Raw genomic sequence first — 16,978 nt, 5'->3', positions numbered from 1 at the left:
GGGCGCTACCTCAGCTTCGGGTCGAGGGCGTCGCGCACCGCGTCGCCGAGCATGATGAACGCGAGCACCGTGATGGCGAGGGCGCCGGCCGGCCACAGCAGCATGTGCGGGGCGTTGCGGATGCCCTGGGAGGCCGCCGAGATGTCGATGCCCCAGCTGACCGCGGGCGGCTTCAGGCCGACACCGAGGTACGAGAGGGTCGCCTCCAGCGCGATGTACGTACCGAGGGCGATGGTCGCGACGACGATGACCGGCGCGATCGCGTTCGGCGTGATGTGCCGCAGCAGCATCCGGGAGTTGGAGGCGCCGAGGGCCCGCGCCGCCTGCACGTAGTCGTTCTGCTTGGCCGTGATGACCGAGCCGCGCGCGATGCGGGAGATCTGCGGCCAGCCGAGCAGCACCATGAAGCCGATCACCGGCCAGACGGTGTTGCTGGTGACCACCGACAGCAGGACCAGACCGCCGAGGACGACGGGGATCGCGAAGAAGATGTCGGTGATGCGGGACAGGAGCGAGTCCCAGAACCCGCCGAAGAACCCGGCGAGGCCGCCGAGGACCGAGCCGAGGATCGCGACGCCGATCGTGGCGCAGACACCGACGGTGATGGAGTTGCGGGCGCCGTACACGGTGCGCGTGTAGACGTCGCAGCCCTGGCCGTCGAAGCCGAAGGGGTGGCCCGGCTCGGAGCCCTGCTGACGCTTGGACAGGTCGCAGGAGAGCGGGTTGCCGGACGCGATCAGCTGCGGCCAGATCGAGATGATCACCAGGAACAGGATCACCAGGCCCGAGATGATGAAGATCGGGTTGCGGCGCAGGTCGCGCCAGGCGTCGGACCACAGGCTGCGCGGCTTGCCGGCGGGGCCGCCGCCGGTGGGGCCGCCCGGCTGGTTCTCCAGGGCCGCGCCCTCGCTGGTGGCCAGGTCCATCGCGCCGCCCATACCGGTCGCCGCGATGGCGCCGTCCTCGGGCGCGCGCCCGCCACCGGACCGGGAAGAGGGCTCTGGCGCTTGCGGTTCAGGCATAGCGGATCCTCGGGTCGAGTACGGCGTACAGGAGGTCGACGATCAGGTTCACCGCGAGGAAGACCAGCACGAGGATCGTCACGAAGCCGACCACGGTCTGGGTGTTCTGGCGCAGGATGCCCTGGTAGAGCTGGTAGCCGACGCCGTGGATGTTGAAGATGCGCTCGGTGACGATGGCGCCGCCCATCAGGGCGCCGACGTCGGCGCCGATGAAGGTGACGACGGGGATCAGCGAGTTGCGCAGCAGGTGCCGGGTGATGACGCGGCGCCGGGGCAGGCCCTTGGCGATGGCGGTGCGCACGTAGTCGGCGCGCTTGTTCTCCGCGATGGACGTCCGGGTCAGCCGGGTCACGTACGCGAGGGACACCGAGGCGAGGACCAGGCCGGGCACGATCAGTTCGCCGAAGTTCGCGTCCGTGGACACCGCCGGTTCGATCCAGTGCCACTTCACGCCGAGCAGCAGTTGCAGCAGCAGACCGGTGACGAACGTCGGGATGGAGATGACGACGAGGGTCAGCAGCAGCACGGTGGTGTCGATGGGCCGGCCGCGCTTGAGGCCGGTGATGACGCCGAGCGTGATGCCGACGACGATCTCGAAGAGGATCGCCACGATCGTCAGGCGGATGGTGACGGGGAACGCGGTCGACATCAGCTCGGTGACCTTCTGACCGTTGAACGCCGTGCCGAAGTCACCGGTGAAGACATTCCCCATGTACGTCAGGTATTGCTGCCACACCGGCTTGTCGAGGCCGAACTCCTTCGACAGCTGCGCCTTGGTGGCAGGGTCGCAGGCCTTGTCGCCGCACAGCCCGGCGATGGGGTCGCCCATCACGTTGACCATGAGGAAGATCAGCAGCGTCGCGCCGATGAAGACCGGGATCATCTGCAGCAGGCGCCGGATCACATAACGTCCCATGAGGACTCCGGTTCCGGTTCCGTTTCCGCGGGCGGCGAGAGCGGCAGCCGGCCGGTGACCGGCGCGGACTGCCGCTCCCCTGGCGTCAGTTGACCTTGATCTCGTTGTAGACCGGCACGCTGAACGGGTTCAGCGCGACGTTCGAGACCTTGTCCGAGTAGCCGGCGCTGCCGTTCTGGTACCAGAGCGGGATGGCCGCCATGTTGTCCCGGACGACCTCCTGGGCCTGCTGGAACGTCTTCACCGCGGTGGCCTGGTCGGACTCGGCGTTGGCCTTGTCCACGAGGGAGTCGAACTCCTTGTTGGACCAGTGGCCGTCGTTGGACGAGGCGTTGGTGTAGTACAGCGGCTGCAGGAAGTTCTGGATGAGCGGGTAGTCCATCTGCCAGCCGGCGCGGAACGGGCCCGTCATCTTCTTGTCGGTGATCTTGTTGCGGAAGTCGGCGAAGGTGCCGGTGGGGCTGCCGACGCACGCCTTGTCGTTGCCGAGGGCGTTGTTGATGGAGTTGCAGACGGCGTCGACCCACTCCTTGTGGCTGCCGGTGTCGGCGTTGTAGCCGATCTGCACCTGGCCGCCGGGGATGCCGCCGCCCTCCTGGACCAGCTTCTTGGCCTCGGTCGGGTTGTAGTCGCAGAACTCACCGCACAGACCCTCCTTGTACCCGCCGTCCTTGCCGAGGACCGGCGAGGTCCAGTCGGTGGCCGGGGTACGGGTCTTCTCGAAGATCGTCTCGGTGATCTGCTTGCGGTTGATCGCCATCGACAGGCCCTTGCGGACCTTGTCGCTGTCCGCCTTGTTCCAGTCCGCGTCGTAGAACGGGAAGGCGAGCGTCTGGATGATGCCGGCGGGCGTGTTGATGTACCGGCCGTCGAGGTCGGTCTTCGCGTTCTTGAGCTGCGAGGCGGGCACGTCGTCGACGAGGTCGAGGTTGCCTGCCGTCAGGTCGGTGTAGGCCGTGTTGTTGTCGGTGTAGACCTTGAGGTCCACGCCGGAGTTCTGGGCCTTGTCGTCACCCGGGTAGTCGTCCCACTTGCGCAGGGACATCTGGGAGCCCTTTTGGTACGAGTCCACGGTGTACGGGCCGTTGCCGACGGGCTTGCTCACGTAGGCGTCGTGGTCGTCGAAGAACACCTTGGGCAGCGGCGCGAAGGCGGCGTAGCCGAGGGTGTCGGGCCAGGTGGAGAACTTCTGGTTCAGCTTGACCGTGAACGTGCGGTCGCCCGTGACCTTCAGCCCGGACAGGGTGTCGGCGCTCTGCTTCCCGGAGTCCGGGTGCACCTTGTCGTAGCCGTCGATCTGACCGAAGAAGTAGGCGTTCTTCTGGTTGTTCTTCAGGCTCGCGCCGTAGTTCCAGGCGTCCACGAAGGACTTGGCGGTGACCTTCTCGCCGTTGGAGAACGTCCAGCCGTCCTTGACCGTGATCGTGAAGTTCGTCTGGTCGGACGTCTCGATCTTCTCCGCCAGCATGTCCTTGGCGGCGCCCGTCTTCGGGTCGTACCGCTTCAGCCCGCGGAAGATCATGTCCAGGACCTTGCCGCCCTGCACCTCGTTGGTGTTCGCGGGCTCCAGCGGGTTCTGCGGGTCTCCCCAGGAGGACCGGACGATCCCGGAGCCGTCACCGCCGCCACCGCTGTCGCTGCCGCCACCACAGGCCGTCGCCGTCAGGGCTACGGCCACCGCACCAGCGGCCCACTTGGCGTGCGTGGCTCCACGCATGGAGTGCCTCCTCTAACCGATCACGTGACACGTACGCCTTAATATCGACCCAAGGCGGACATATCGCACTCCGGAGTCGCCCTTCCGGGAATCGCGTCGCGCAGCACGCGCCCCAGGCGCGATGATCACCCGATGGTCGATCATGCCTTCGCCGACGCCCGCCTCGCCGGTCTCTACGACTCCCTGAACCCGTGGGCCCCCTGCGACGACTTCTATCTGGACCTGGTGCGCGGGGCCGGATCCGTGCTCGACGTGGGCTGCGGGACGGGTGCGCTGCTGGCCCGGGCGCGCGAGCAGGGGCACCCGGGGCGGCTGTGCGGGCTCGACCCGGCGGCGGGCATGCTGAGCGTCGCGCGGCGCCGGCGGGCGGATGTGGAGTGGATCGACGGAACCCTGTCCTCGGCCCGCCCGGACGGCCTGTTCGACCTCGTCCTGATGAACGGCCACGCGTTCCAGGTCTGGGTGGACGACGCCGAGATCCGTACGTCGCTGGACGTGGTGCGGGAGCTGCTCGCACCCGGGGGACGGTTCGCGTTCGAGACGCGCCATCCGGCGGCGCGGGCCTGGGAGTCATGGGTGCCGGAGCGGGCCGTGGAGGTGGCCGGGGTCCGGATCGCGCACGAGGTCGTGGCCGGGTTCGACGGGCGCACCGTCACCTTCGACACGACGTTCAGCGGGGCGGGGTGGGGGGCGCCCGAGGTCAGTCGCAGCACCCTGCGGTTTCTCTCCGAGGGTCAGCTGGATGTCTTCCTGGAGGGGGCCGGGCTGGTGACGGAGGTCCGGTACGGCGACTGGGACCGCTCCCCGCTGACGGCTTCCAGCCCGGAGATCATCACCGTGTGCCGGGTTGCGGAGCGGCTGCCTCATCGATGAGATGCCGCACGCAGTGCGCATCTCAGGGGCGCGGGGAACGGCGCGAGAAGCCCCACCGGACCCCGCAGCCGAAACGACGGTGGCCCGGCCCGGTGGAGTCCACCGGGCCGGGCCACGTCACGTACAACCGACGGAGTCAGTCCTCTTCCAGGGCGACGAGCGCCGGGTCGAGCACGATGTCCTCGGCGCGGGCCTCGGTGGTCGGGTCCTCCGGGAAGTGGCAGGCGGTCAGATGCCCGGGCTTGCTGCCCGAGATCTGCACCAGCGGCGGCTCCTCCGTCGCGCACTTCTCCTGCGCCTTCCAGCACCGGGTACGGAACCGGCAGCCGGACGGCGGCGCGATCGGCGAGGGCACGTCGCCCTCGAGCCGGATCCGCTCCTTCTTCTCCGCGTCGATGTCCGCGTCCGGCACGGCCGACATCAGCGCGTGCGTGTACGGGTGACGGGGACGGTTGTAGAGCGAGTCACGGTCGGCGATCTCGACGATCTTGCCGAGGTACATGACCGCGACGCGCTGCGAGAAGTGCCGCACGATCGCCAGGTCGTGGGCGATGAAGACGAACGCGATGCCCATCTCCCGCTGCACCTTCTGCAGCAGGTTGACGACCTGGGCCTGGATCGACACGTCGAGCGCGGAGACCGGCTCGTCGGCGATGATCAGCTTCGGCTCCAGGGCCACCGCGCGGGCGACACCGATGCGCTGGCGCTGGCCGCCGGAGAACTCGTGCGGGAAGCGGTTGTAGTGCTCCGGGTTGAGGCCGACGATCTCCAGGAGCTCGCGGACCCGCTTCTCACGGCCGCCGGGCGGGTTGATCCCGTTGATCTCCATCGGGCCGGAGATGATCGTGCCGACCGTCTGCCGCGGGTTCAGCGACGCGTACGGGTCCTGGAAGATCATCTGGATCTCGGACCTGATGGGCGCCAACTGCTTGCGGCTGGCGTGGCTGATGTCCTGCCCGTTGTACGTGACGGTGCCCGCGGTGGGCTCGTACAGACGGGTCAGCAGCCGGCCGGTGGTCGACTTGCCGCAGCCGGACTCGCCGACGAGGCCGAGGGACTCGCCCGGGTAGACCTCGAAGTCGACGCCGTCGACGGCCTTGACCGCGCCGACGGTGCGCCGGATCGGGAAGCCGCCCTTGATCGGGAAGTGCTTCTGCAGGCCCTCGACCTTCAGCAGCGGTGCGGCGTCGCCGTCCCGCTGTTCGGGGATCGCGTCGGCGACCGCCGTGGTGGTGGTGTTGTTCTCGCTCATGGTTCTGCCCCAGTCGCCGGTCTCAGCTCAGCCCAGCCGGGGCTGAATCGTCTCGATGAACACCTGCTGCTTCTGTTCCGCCGCCAGGTGGCAGGCGGAGCCCCGCCCGACCGGGAGCAGCGGACGCTCGCCCGAGCAGCGGCCGTCGGACACCTTGTCGGTGAAGGCGCAGCGCGGGTGGAACGGGCAGCCCGTGGGCGGGTTGAGCAGCGAGGGCGGCGAGCCGGGGATCGGCAGCAGCGGCTCGTCGACGTCCGACGACAGGCGCGGCATCGAGCTCAGCAGGCCCCAGGTGTAAGGGTGTTCGGGCGTCTTGAGCACCTGGCGGGTGGTGCCGCGCTCCACGGCCCGGCCCGCGTACATCACCAGGATGTCGTCGGCCATGTTCGCGACGACACCCAGGTCGTGGGTGATCATGATGATCGCGGAGCCGAACTCCTGCTGCAGGTCCTTGAGCAGGTCGAGGATCTGCGCCTGCACCGTCACGTCGAGCGCCGTGGTCGGCTCGTCCGCGATCAGCAGCTCCGGGTTGCAGGCCAGCGACATGGCGATCATGGCGCGCTGGCGCATACCGCCGGAGAACTGGTGCGGGTAGTCGTCGACGCGCTGCTTGGGGTGCGGGATACCGACCTTGCCCAGCATCTCGATGGCCCGGTCCCGGGCCTCCTTCTTGCTGGCGCCGGTGTGCTTGCGGTACGGCTCGGCGATCTGCCGGCCGACCGTGTAGTACGGCGAGAGCGCGGTCAGCGAGTCCTGGAAGATCATCGCCATCTTGTTGCCGCGGAGCTTCTCCAGCTCGGGCTCGGAGGCGGTGAGCAGTTCCTGGCCGTCGAGGATGATCTCGCCGTCGATGGTGGTGGACATCGGGTTGTGCAGGCCGAGCACGGTCAGGTTGGTGACCGACTTGCCGGAGCCCGACTCGCCGACGATACCGAGCGTCTTGCCGCGCTCGAGGTCGAAGGAGAGGCCGTCCACCGCCTTGACGGCGCCGTCCTCGGTGGAGAACTGCACCCGCAGGTCGCGTACCGAGAGGAACGCCTCGGAACCGGTCGGGGCCGGGGCGTCCTCGGTCTTGGTGAGTGTGGTCACGGGGGTTCTCCTAGGACAGGCGCACGCGCGGGTCGATCACGGCGTACATGGCGTCCACGACGACATTGCAGATGATGATGAAGGCGGCACTGATGATCATGACGCCCATGAGGACCGGCAGGTCCTTCAGGATGACCGAGTCACGGGCGAGGCGGCCGAACCCGGCCAGGCCGAAGGTGAGTTCGGTGACCATGCCGCCACTGAGCAGGGCGCCGATGTCCATGCCCAGGATGGTGACGATCGGGATGATCGAGCCGCGCCAGGCGTACCGGAAGAAGACGTACCGGCTGCTCATGCCCTTGGCCTTGGCCGCTCTCACGTGTTCTTCCTGCAGCTGCTCGATCATCGAGGAGCGGGACAGACGCGTGTAGTTGGCCGTGAAGATCGTCGCCATGACGAGCCACGGGATCAGCAGACCCATGAACCAGCCGGCCGGATCCTCGGTGATCGGGACGTACTTGGGCTTGTCCAGCCAGCCTGTGCTGTAGACGAAGATGCCGAGCACGATCGGGCCGAGGAAGTAGATCTGGAACGAGCTGAGCACCAGCGAGCCGCCGCTGAAGGTCTTGTCCAGCCAGGTGCCGCGGAAGCGGGCGGCCATCATGCCGGCGCCGAGACCCACGATCAGGAAGACGATCAGGCCACCGAAGGTGAGCGAGAGGGTCAGCGGGAGGCGGTCCATGATGGTGTCCCACACCATCTGGTTGTTGCGGAACGAGACGCCGAAGCACGGCGCGTCGCAGTGTCCCACCGCGAAGTCACGTCCGACGAAGATGCCGGAGAGGTAGTGCCAGTACTGCACCGGCACCGGGTCGTCGAGCCCGAGGTTCTTGTGGATGATGTCGAGCGCGGCCGGGGTGCAGTTCTTGCCGCACGCGAGCATCGCCGGGTCCTGTGGGATGGCGAAGTACATGAAGAACGTGAAGGCGCTGATCAGCAGAAGGATGAGTGCTGCGCCAGACGCCCGGCGTATGAGAAATCGAAGCATCGCTAAAAGCTGCTCTCAGGACGGCGGCGGTGGGAGGCCAGGAGGGGGATCCGGCGGCCCGGGGGTGAGGGCTCCGCCGCGCCCTCACCCCCGGTGACTGCCTTGTACTGCTTACTTCTTGAGGTAGATCGTGGTCGGGTCGGTGTAGCTGACCACCTGGCCGTAGCGCAGGCCACCCACGTTGGAGCCGGCGATCTGGAACACCTTGGTGTAGTAGATCGGGGCAGCCGGGTTGATCTTCTCGGAGATGTACTTCGAGAGCTTCGCGTACTCAGAGGCGCGCTCGTCGGCGTCCGCGATCTTCTGGATGCGGGCGAGCTCCGAGTTCACGTGCTTGTCGTTCGTGTGCGAGTAGTTGGACGCGCCGTCCTGGATCTGCGCACCGTCGAAGGAGGGCGGGAAGACGGTGTTGCCGTCGGCCCAGTCCTGACCCCAACCGGTCATGTACAGGTCCATGCCGTTCTTGACCTTGCCCATCTGCTCGTACCAGGTGGCCTGGTCGACTTCCTTCTTCTGGATGTCGAGCCCGATCTTGTCCAGCTGGTTGATGATCAGGTTGGCCTGGGTGGTACGGACCGGCGTGTTGGCGTACGCGTAGACGAGCTTCTTGCCCTCGGCGCCCGCCTCCTTGATGAGCTTCTTCGCCGCGGCGATGTCACCGTTGGGCTTCTTGGTGCGGTTGAACGGGTCGTACGTCTTGTCGTAGCCCGGGGTGGTGGGCGACATCAGCGACGTGGCCGCGTCACCGCCGTAGGCACCACCGTCGGCGCGGGCGGCCGAGGTGGCCGGGATCGCGAGGGCGATGGCGTCACGGATCCGCTTGTCCTTGATGCGGTCCATGTTGAAGTTCAGCTGCCACACGTACGGGGCGTAGCCCTGGATCGTGCGCTTCATCACGGCCTTGTCGGACGTGATCTTCTGCAGCTGGGTGGCGTCGATCTGGCCGGTGAACATGATGGCGTTCTTGGCGGCGCCGCGGTCGGCCAGGATCGTCTTCGTCTGGTCGGCCTTGTCGTGGTTGAACTCGATGTTCCAGCCGTCGACGTAGGCGTGACGCAGCGGGTCCGTCTTCTCGTCCCAGTTGTCGTTGCGGACCAGGGAGAGGGACTTGCCCGACTTGTACGAGGCGACCTTGTACGGACCGGTGGCGACGGGGGCCTGGTCGTACTTCTGCTTGGTGTCCGTCTTCTCGGGCACGACGGAGTAGGCGGCCATGGCGAGCGCCTGCGGCACGTCGGTGTGCGCCTCGAGGAAGTGGAACGTGATGGTCTTGTCGTCCGGCGTGGACAGGACCGAGTCGGGCAGGTGCTTGCCCTTGTACGGGCCCTTGTAGGCGTCGCGGTACTTGGTGCCCGCGCCCGACAGCCACTGCTGGATGTAGGTCGGGCCGTCCGTCAGGAACGGGTCGTAGAGCCGCTCGATGGAGTGACGGATGTCGGCCGACGTGATGACGTGGCCGTTCTGGTCCTTGATCCCGTCCTTCAGGGTGAAGGTCCAGGTCTTGCCGCCGTCCGTCATCTTGCCCGGGTCGGTGGCGAGGTCGCCGACGACGGTCTGGTTGCCCTTGTCGTCCTCGGTGTACGTGGTCAGACCACGGTAGAGGAGCTTGGAGAGCATGCCGGCGTCGGAGACGTAGATCTGGCCCGGGTCCAGGTGCGAGAAGTCCGCCTCCTGGTAGACCTGGACGGTCCCGCCCTTCTTGGCGCCGGCGACCGGCTTGGCGGGGCCGACCGAGTCCTGGGCGGTGCCCATGGCGACGGGCTTGGCCTGGGCCTTGGCGTCCTCCTGGGACTTGCCCGCGGGCTTGTTGCTGCTCTTGCTGCCGCTGCTGCAGCCGGTGAGCGCGAGGGCCCCGGCGGTCACTGCGATGACCGTTGCCTGCGCCGTGCGCGATCGAAGGATGCTCATGGAGTCGAGTCCACCTGCCTGTGAGTAGTGATCCTTTGGTGCTGCCTGGCGCATCCGGATGGTCGTCCCGGCGCCCGGGTGGCAGCGGCCCCCTGGGTGACGCTGGATCAGCGCCCGGTCTTGGGATCGAAGGCGTCCCGGACCGAGTCACCCAGGAGGTTGAACGCCACGACGAAGACGACCATGGCGACACCCGGGAAGAACATGTAGGTCGGGTCCTGCTCGTAGATGTTCGCGGCCGTGGCGAACATCAACCCCCAGTCGGGAGTGGGGTCTTGATAGCCCACACCGACGAAGGAGAGGAAGGCGACCGAGAGGATGGTGCTGGGGAGCATGTACGTGCCCTGCACGATGATCGGCGTGACCAGGTTGGGCAGCAGCTCCTTGCGGATGATCCGCCAGGGAGAGGCGCCCGCGACCTTCGCCGCCTCCACGAACTCGCGCTCGCGCAGGGACAGGGTGACGGCGCGGATCAGACGCGCCAGGCTCATCCAGGTCAGCAGCCACATCACGCCGGTGATGGCGAGGAAGCGGACGTAGGTCGGCGTCTCCTCGTCGGGCGCCACGAAGACCGTGACGATGACGGGCATGACCGCGACCATGAACAGCTGGTTGGGCAGCGCGAGCATGAAGTCGATCAGCCGGCCGAGCCAGTAGTCGATCTTGCCGCCGAAGTAGCCCGCGGTCAGACCGATGATGATGCCGATGAGCACCATGCCGATGGTCGCGAGCAGGGCGGTGAAGAGCGACGTCCTGATGCCGTACAGCAGGTACGCGAACACGTCGCGCCCGTAGTTCGGGTCGATGCCGAACCAGTGCTCGGGCGACATACCGCCGTTGGGCCCGGCCGGCAGGTTGAACTCGTTGAGCAGCGTGGGGTCGTCCTGGCCGTAGAAGGTGTACGGGTCCTTGCCGTACAGCTTCGTGATGACCGGCGCCAGGGCGGCTATCAGGAAGAAGAAGAGGACGATGCAGGCGGACGTGATGCCCGTCTTGTCCCGCTTGAAGCGGCGCCACATCAACTGGCCGGGGCTGCGCCCTTCCAGCTTCTTGGGCTCCTGGGCGTCACCCTGCGGCGCGCTCTCTTTGTCCAAGGCGGAAGAGGTCTCGGCGCCCTCAATCTCGATTGGACTCGTCATGATTCGTCCATTTCACAGGTGTTGGAGGTCGTCGGCCGGGTATCCGGAGATTCGGCGACCTTCGCACGGCGTACGTCATTCGAAGCGCGCGACGGGAACAACGACTGGGGTGAACCCACCCCTGGGGAACCCTGATCCGCGGCCGGCCTCGGGCCGGTCGACGGACCGGGTCGTCAAGAGCCTTCGCGACGCTGGATCGTTACCTCGCCCGCGGCGACGGGACTGAACGTGCCCGCGGGACCTACACCTGTCATCGGGGACGACGCGACCCATATGGCGCTTGTGGCACCTCGCATGGGTTCCTCCTCATGAGTCCACTTTGTTCACTACAAGTGGAGGCACATGTCACCCGGCCGACACCCCTGACGGCGAGGGTTCGAGTGCCTCAGTGTGCTCGCGAGTCGACGCTCCCCACAGCGCGTGACCCATTGACCCGAGCTCTACGCCGTCAACTATTAGCCACTCTGCCTTCGTCGACCACACTCTTTTGGTCTCGGTTCGATCACACCTGATGCGTACATCTCCCAAAATCCGGACAAACAGATCCGAGATAGAGGGACACGAAACGGACGTGTTACATATCTATCGACCATTCATGCCCGGATACCGGACACAAGGGTGGACTTAATCACTTGCGCGCGGGCGGTATTTGACCCTTTGTTGGGCGAGACCTGACGGTCACTCTGTAACCCGCGTAGACCCCGCGCGGACAAGGGGCAGGTTAGCGCCAACGCCGAGGGCCCGGCACCCCCTTCGGGGTACCGGGCCCTGCACCGTCGACCAGCGGCGTGTCAGCCGTGCTTGGCGCGCGAGGCGCTGCGGCCGCGCTCCTTCTGGTCCAGGACGACCTTGCGGATGCGGACGGCCTCCGGGGTCACCTCGACGCACTCGTCGTCGCGGCAGAACTCCAGGGACTGCTCCAGGGAGAGCTTGCGCGGCGGGACGATCGCCTCGAACGAGTCGGCCGACGAGGACCGCATGTTCGTGAGCTTCTTCTCCTTGGTGATGTTCACGTCCATGTCGTCGGCGCGCGAGTTCTCGCCGACGATCATGCCCTCGTACACCTCGGTGCCGGGGTCGGTGAACAGCACGCCGCGCTCCTGGAGGTTCGTCATCGCGAAGGCGGTGACGGCACCGGCGCGGTCGGCGACCAGTGAGCCGTTGTTCCGGGTCGTCAGCGTGCCGAACCAGGGCTCGTGGCCCTCGTGGATGGAGTGGGCGATGCCCGTACCGCGGGTGTTCGTCAGGAACTCCGTGCGGAAGCCGATGAGGCCGCGGGACGGGACGACGAACTCCATGCGGACCCAGCCGGAGCCGTGGTTCGACATGTTGTCCATGCGGCCCTTGCGGACGCCCATGAGCTGCGTGACGGCGCCCATGTGCTCCTCGGGCACGTCGACCGTGAGGCGCTCGACCGGCTCGTGCGTCTTGCCGTCGACCTCGCGGGTGACGACCTGCGGCTTGCCGATGGTCAGCTCGAAGCCCTCGCGGCGCATCTGCTCGACCAGGATGGCGAGCGCGAGCTCACCGCGGCCCTGGACCTCCCAGGCGTCGGGACGCTCGGTGTCGAGGACGCGCAGCGAGACGTTACCGATCAGCTCGCGGTCCAGGCGGTCCTTGACCTGGCGGGCGGTGACCTTGCGGTCCTTGACCGCCGACTTGGCCTGGGCGCCCTTGCCGGTGCCGCCGCGGCCGACCAGCGGCGAGGTGTTCGTACCGATGACCATGGAGATGGCCGGCTCGTCGACCGTGATCAGCGGCAGGGCGACCGGGTTCTCCGGGTCGGCCAGCGTCTCGCCGATCATGATGTCGGGGATACCCGCGACGGCGCAGATGTCGCCGGGGCCGGCGACCTCGGCGGGCTTGCGGGTGAGGGCCTCGGTCATCATCAGCTCGGTGATGCGGACGTTCGAGATCGTCCCGTCACGCTTGATCCACGCGACCGTCTGGCCCTTGCGCAGCTCGCCCTGCTCGACGCGCAGCAGCGCGATACGGCCGAGGAAGTTGTCGGCGTCCAGGTTCGTGACGTGCGCCTGGAGGGGGGCCTCCTCGTCGTACGTCGGGGCCGGGACGTGCTCCAGGATCGTGGAGAAGAACGGCTCCAGGTTGGTGGAGTCCGCCGGGACCGTGCCGTCGTCCGGCTTGGTCAGCGACGCGATGCCGTCACGGCCGCACGCGTAGACGATCGGGAACTCGATCTGGTCCTCGTCGGCGTCCAGGTCGAGGAAGAGGTCGTACGTCTCGTTGACGACCTCGTCGATGCGCGAGTCGGGGCGGTCCGTCTTGTTGATGCACAGGATGACGGGGAGGCGCTGCTGGAGCGCCTTGCGCAGCACGAAGCGGGTCTGCGGGAGCGGGCCCTCGGACGCGTCCACGAGCAGGACCACCGCGTCGACCATCGACAGACCGCGCTCGACCTCGCCACCGAAGTCGGCGTGGCCCGGGGTGTCGATGATGTTGATCGTGATGACGTCGCCGCCATCCTTCGGGTGGTACTTGACCGCCGTGTTCTTGGCCAGGATCGTGATGCCCTTCTCACGCTCCAGGTCATTCGAGTCCATCATGCGATCGTCGAGCGACTCGGCGGCGTGCGCGGCGAACGAGCCGGCCTGCTTGAGCATGGCGTCGACGATGGTCGTCTTGCCGTGGTCGACGTGAGCGACGATGGCGACGTTTCGGATGTCGTGGCGCGTGGCCATATTGCGGCGTACTCCCGGAGTGAGTGGACGGCTGCGCGTACATCAGTGATACGCGCGCCCTGCCGGGCTGGACACGCCACGGCCTCACCCCATGGTACGTGGCTTGACGGGTGGGGGCGCTGCCGGGCCCTGCGGGGAGGCCCGGAAGCAGTGATCGTCTCAAGAAAACTGCAGGTCAATGGGTACAACGAACCTTGCCCGCAGGGCAGTCCCGCGGGCAAGGGAGTTGAGCTCGATCTGAGCTGGAAGATCGGGACGGGGCCGGCGGGGGCTACTTCTCCGAGGGCGACGCGGAGGGCTTCGCCCCCTTCTTCAGGTAGCCGATGTCCTCGTACTCCGGCTCCTGGAAGCCGAAGGCCCCGGCGTTGGCGAGGTTCGGGCGGGCCGCCACCAGCTCGGGGCGCTGATAGAGCGGAATCGATCCTGCAGCGGCCCAGATCTGGGCGTCGGCCTGCTTCACCAGGGCCCGCTCCTCGTCGGCGTCGAGCTCGCCGATCGCCTGGTCGAAGAGCTGGTCGATGTGGTCGGTGCCGACCCGCGTGTAGTTCTGCTCGACGGTGAGCGAGCCGTCCGCGGCCGGGATCGGCTTGGCGTAGATCGGCCGGGCGTCGGTGGCCGGGTACGCGGAGGCCGGCCACGAGTACAGCGCCAGGTCGTACGAGCCGGACGCGATGTGGTCCTTGAAGTAGCTCTCGTCGTCGACCTTCATGACGTCCGTGCGGACACCGATCTTCTGCAGCATCTGCGTGATCCGGTCGGCGACCGCGCGCAGCTGCTCGGAGCCCGGGCCCGAAGGGAGCACGAAGCGCAGCGTGAGCGGCTTGCCGTCCTTGGCGAGCGCGCCCGCCGCCGCGCCGGCCGGAGCGGCGGTGCCCTTCGGGGCGTACGCGCCGGGGGCGCCGCCCTGCTTGGCGTACTGCTTGGCGTCGTTGCCGAGGCTCTCGGCGGCGTGCTGCTTCCTGCCGCTCTTGTGGTGCTGCCCGCTCGGGTGCTTGCGCTTCTCCTTGTCGGCCTTGCGCAGCTTCACGGCGTCGGCCTGGTGCAGGAGCGCGGCGTACTGGGCGGCGGCGATCGGCCCCGGGCCCAGCAGCGGCGGCGCGTGGTCGGCGGGCTTGTCGTCCTCGCCCACGATGTACGTGCCGTCGCCGGAGTCCTCGGCGTCCTCCGTGCCCTCGGCGCGGTCCGCCTCGCTGCCCGCCGTCTTCGGCTTCTCCTTCTTCTCCGTGACCGGTCCGCCGGGCACCCAGCCCGCCTCGGCGAGCAGCGCCTGCGCCTCGGCGGTGTCCTGGTCGCCGAGCGCGCCGCTGTTGTCGGCGTACGCGGACTGCCCGGCCAGGGCGAGGTGGTTGTCGACGGTGGTGACGGGCAGGCCGAGCGGCTTGAGGACCACCTCGGCGAGCTGGCTGCGGTTGAGGGCGCGGGCCACGGCCCGGCGCACCCGCTCGTCGGCGAGCGGGCCCTCGGAACCGTTCAGGGCGAGCTGCGTGTAGGCCGGTTCGAGGGACTTGCGGACCTGGAAGCCGTGCAGGTTCGCCTGTTCCTTGGCGTACTTCTTGATCGCCTTACGGGTCTTCTTGCGGGCCGCGATCTCCTCGTCCGCCGCTTCCTCGTCGTCGCCGTGCACGATCGCCCAGGAGCGCAGCGCCTTGCCGGGGGTGAGGGCGGCGCCCGGGCCGTGGGTGAGCGGACCCGCGGCGCCCTTGTCGCGGGCGGCGTAGGCGATGCGGTCGGCGCCGCCCGCGTCGAGGTCGGCCAGGTCGAGCTCGTCGGCGGCGAGGGCCGCGGCCCGCTTGTCGCGCGGCACGGCGGCGAGCACGAGCTTGTCGAGCTTGGCGGGGCGGCCCCACCAGCGCGGATTGCGCTTCAGGGTGACCTGCTTGTCGTCCCGGTCGACCTTGTCGAGGGCGAAGGGGCCCGCGGTCACCTTGAGCTTGCGGCGCGCGCCGTCGTTGAAGTTGTCCGGTGTCCCCATGACGTCCTTGGGGTACAGCGGCGAGAACAGGGCGCGCCAGTCCGCGTACGGCTTGGAGAACGTGACCCGGACCTCCAGGTCGTTGGCGCCGCGCTCGATCTTCTCGATGCGGTCGTAGCCCGCGTTGTGGGCGGTCCAGTACGCGGTGTCCTTGCCGGACAGAGCGCGCCACTGGGCGGCGAAGTCGGGGGCGCCGATCTCACGGCCGTCGCTCCAGACGGCCTGCTGGTTCAGCTTGTACAGGACGACCTGCTTCGGCTCGGTCTCGATGACCTCGGCCTTCTCCAGGTAGTCGGCGTCGCGCTGCGGACGGCCCTGCGCGTCGAGGCGGAACATCGACGGCAGGACGGCGCCGGCGATCCGGCCGGTGGCCCCGTCGGCGTCCGCCTGGAAGGAGTTGAGGGTGCCCGGCAGGGCGTCGATCGCCCAGCGCAGGGTGCCGCCGTCCTTGACCTGGTCGCGGGCGGCAGGCGCGATGTCCTGCCGGGCGGAGGGGGCACCCGCCTCGTCGTCGGTGCCGCACCCCGCGAGGGCGGTCACGGCGAGCGCGCCGCTCACGAGGAACGCGGCCGAGCGGATGGCTGCGCCTGGGCGCCTGGGGGTTGGGTGCATCTCGGCGTCTACCTCCGGTGCGGGCCGGTTGATCTCGTTTGGCGGTATATGTCGCTGATCACATCTATCGCCCAGGGAAGGGGACGGGGCCCTCCGGGGGGCGGCGACACGTCGGGGGCGGGGCCGGATGCCACTCTTGCGGCCCAATCCGGGGTCCACCGGGGGGCCGCGCCGGGGCGTGTCGCGGGTGCGGGCCGGTGGGGGGGGCTGGTCGCGCAGTGCCCCGCGCCCCTGAGATGCGCACTGCGTGCGGCATCCCATCGAGGGAGCAGCGGCGCAGCCGCATGCTCCAGGGGCGCGGGGAACTGCGCGAGAAGCCCCACCGGCCCGCACCCGCGACACATCCGGACCCACCCCACCCGCAGGGCGCAGAACAGGGGGCGCACACACAAGCGCGCCCCGGGAATCCGCCCCGCTCCCTTCACAAACGGCGATGTGACGCGCGACACTCGCAGGCGCATGAGCATCTCCGCCGCACCAGCGGAAGCGAGGGCAAGTCATGTCCCTGAACGACGACTTGACGGTGATTCAGCGCTGCGTGGACGACCTCGCGCGAGCCGTGGGCCGCATTCAGCCCCAGCTCGGCGGGCCCGACCTGCGCCGGGTACGCGCCGACACCGACCACCTGCGCGAGAGCGTGGCCCTGCTGCGCGCATCGGCCACGGCCCCGGACGGCCCGCACCGCCCGCAGGGGCTCGTGCCGATCCCGGACACCCCGTACGACAGCTCCCTGTGGACCGACTCGGACGACGAGGGGCTCGGCGCACGGGACAGGCACGCCCCCTGACGTA

The 16,978-nt window shown here is 68.2% G+C and carries 12 protein-coding genes; 2 read left to right on the top strand and 10 right to left on the bottom strand.

Translation table 11 applies throughout. The features are described 5' to 3' along the window. Positions 1-5: 5 nt before the first annotated feature. The 3 genes from ACVHNB_RS05615 to ACVHNB_RS05605 all read right to left on the bottom strand — a co-directional run bounded on the left by ACVHNB_RS05615 (position 6) and on the right by ACVHNB_RS05605 (position 3,655). Entirely contained in the window at positions 6-1,022 is a 1,017-nt protein-coding gene (locus ACVHNB_RS05615; protein WP_428952506.1) for an ABC transporter permease, read from the bottom strand. Next, a complete protein-coding gene (locus ACVHNB_RS05610; RefSeq protein ID WP_428952507.1) occupies positions 1,015-1,938 on the bottom strand; it encodes an ABC transporter permease in 924 nt (307 codons plus the stop codon). The genes ACVHNB_RS05615 and ACVHNB_RS05610 overlap by 8 nt, the downstream gene beginning before the upstream one ends. Positions 1,939-2,023: 85 nt before the next feature. Beyond that, positions 2,024-3,655 (bottom strand): peptide ABC transporter substrate-binding protein, encoded by a 1,632-nt coding sequence (locus ACVHNB_RS05605; protein ID WP_428952508.1) that lies wholly within the window; start codon positions 3,653-3,655, stop codon positions 2,024-2,026. A 132-nt stretch (positions 3,656-3,787) separates the two neighbouring features. Here ACVHNB_RS05605 and ACVHNB_RS05600 point away from each other — a divergent pair, with 132 nt between their 5' ends. Further along, complete coding sequence (locus ACVHNB_RS05600; RefSeq protein ID WP_456227542.1) at positions 3,788-4,528, top strand: class I SAM-dependent methyltransferase; 741 nt, start codon at positions 3,788-3,790, stop codon at positions 4,526-4,528. A gap of 136 nt (positions 4,529-4,664) precedes the next feature. Here the strand turns inward: ACVHNB_RS05600 and ACVHNB_RS05595 are convergent, their stop codons facing one another. The 7 genes from ACVHNB_RS05595 to ACVHNB_RS05565 all read right to left on the bottom strand — a co-directional run bounded on the left by ACVHNB_RS05595 (position 4,665) and on the right by ACVHNB_RS05565 (position 16,187). Then, positions 4,665-5,780, bottom strand: a complete 1,116-nt coding sequence (locus ACVHNB_RS05595) for an ABC transporter ATP-binding protein (protein ID WP_428952510.1) — start codon at positions 5,778-5,780, stop codon at positions 4,665-4,667. Between the two features lie 27 nt (positions 5,781-5,807). Further along, positions 5,808-6,869, bottom strand: coding sequence for an ABC transporter ATP-binding protein (locus ACVHNB_RS05590; RefSeq protein WP_428952511.1), 1,062 nt, complete (start codon positions 6,867-6,869; stop codon positions 5,808-5,810). Between the two features lie 10 nt (positions 6,870-6,879). Next, positions 6,880-7,857, bottom strand: a complete 978-nt coding sequence (locus ACVHNB_RS05585) for an ABC transporter permease (protein ID WP_428952512.1) — start codon at positions 7,855-7,857, stop codon at positions 6,880-6,882. Positions 7,858-7,968: 111 nt separating this feature from the next. Then, entirely contained in the window at positions 7,969-9,765 is a 1,797-nt protein-coding gene (locus ACVHNB_RS05580) for an ABC transporter substrate-binding protein (RefSeq protein ID WP_456227541.1), read from the bottom strand. Between the two features lie 107 nt (positions 9,766-9,872). Beyond that, on the bottom strand, positions 9,873-10,904 hold the full coding sequence (locus tag ACVHNB_RS05575) for an ABC transporter permease (RefSeq protein ID WP_428952514.1): 1,032 nt from the start codon (positions 10,902-10,904) through the stop codon (positions 9,873-9,875). 791 nt (positions 10,905-11,695) lie between these two features. Beyond that, entirely contained in the window at positions 11,696-13,603 is a 1,908-nt protein-coding gene (typA, locus tag ACVHNB_RS05570) for a translational GTPase TypA (protein WP_428952515.1), read from the bottom strand. A 271-nt stretch (positions 13,604-13,874) separates the two neighbouring features. Next, entirely contained in the window at positions 13,875-16,187 is a 2,313-nt protein-coding gene (locus ACVHNB_RS05565) for an ABC transporter family substrate-binding protein (RefSeq protein ID WP_456227540.1), read from the bottom strand. A 499-nt stretch (positions 16,188-16,686) separates the two neighbouring features. Here ACVHNB_RS05565 and ACVHNB_RS05560 point away from each other — a divergent pair, with 499 nt between their 5' ends. Next, positions 16,687-16,974, top strand: coding sequence for a hypothetical protein (locus ACVHNB_RS05560; protein WP_428952517.1), 288 nt, complete (start codon positions 16,687-16,689; stop codon positions 16,972-16,974). Positions 16,975-16,978: the final 4 nt, after the last annotated feature.

The sequence above is a fragment of the Streptomyces sp. YJ-C3 genome (assembly GCF_053891275.1).
Note: the sequence above shows the minus strand (reverse complement) of the source record. Positions and strands in the feature narration are given on the sequence as shown.

What these genes read in the sequence shown, in the direction of transcription:
- ACVHNB_RS05600 (WP_456227542.1), top strand. Translation starts at nt 3,788, where the DNA reads ATGGTCGATCATGCCTTCGCCGACGCCCGCCTCGCCGGTCTCTACGAC.
- ACVHNB_RS05575 (WP_428952514.1), bottom strand. Translation starts at nt 10,904, where the DNA reads ATGACGAGTCCAATCGAGATTGAGGGCGCCGAGACCTCTTCCGCCTTG.
- ACVHNB_RS05585 (WP_428952512.1), bottom strand. Translation starts at nt 7,857, where the DNA reads ATGCTTCGATTTCTCATACGCCGGGCGTCTGGCGCAGCACTCATCCTT.
- ACVHNB_RS05615 (WP_428952506.1), bottom strand. Translation starts at nt 1,022, where the DNA reads ATGCCTGAACCGCAAGCGCCAGAGCCCTCTTCCCGGTCCGGTGGCGGG.
- ACVHNB_RS05565 (WP_456227540.1), bottom strand. Translation starts at nt 16,187, where the DNA reads ATGCACCCAACCCCCAGGCGCCCAGGCGCAGCCATCCGCTCGGCCGCG.
- ACVHNB_RS05595 (WP_428952510.1), bottom strand. Translation starts at nt 5,780, where the DNA reads ATGAGCGAGAACAACACCACCACCACGGCGGTCGCCGACGCGATCCCC.
- ACVHNB_RS05605 (WP_428952508.1), bottom strand. Translation starts at nt 3,655, where the DNA reads ATGCGTGGAGCCACGCACGCCAAGTGGGCCGCTGGTGCGGTGGCCGTA.
- ACVHNB_RS05560 (WP_428952517.1), top strand. Translation starts at nt 16,687, where the DNA reads ATGTCCCTGAACGACGACTTGACGGTGATTCAGCGCTGCGTGGACGAC.
- ACVHNB_RS05580 (WP_456227541.1), bottom strand. Translation starts at nt 9,765, where the DNA reads ATGAGCATCCTTCGATCGCGCACGGCGCAGGCAACGGTCATCGCAGTG.
- ACVHNB_RS05610 (WP_428952507.1), bottom strand. Translation starts at nt 1,938, where the DNA reads ATGGGACGTTATGTGATCCGGCGCCTGCTGCAGATGATCCCGGTCTTC.
- typA (WP_428952515.1), bottom strand. Translation starts at nt 13,603, where the DNA reads ATGGCCACGCGCCACGACATCCGAAACGTCGCCATCGTCGCTCACGTC.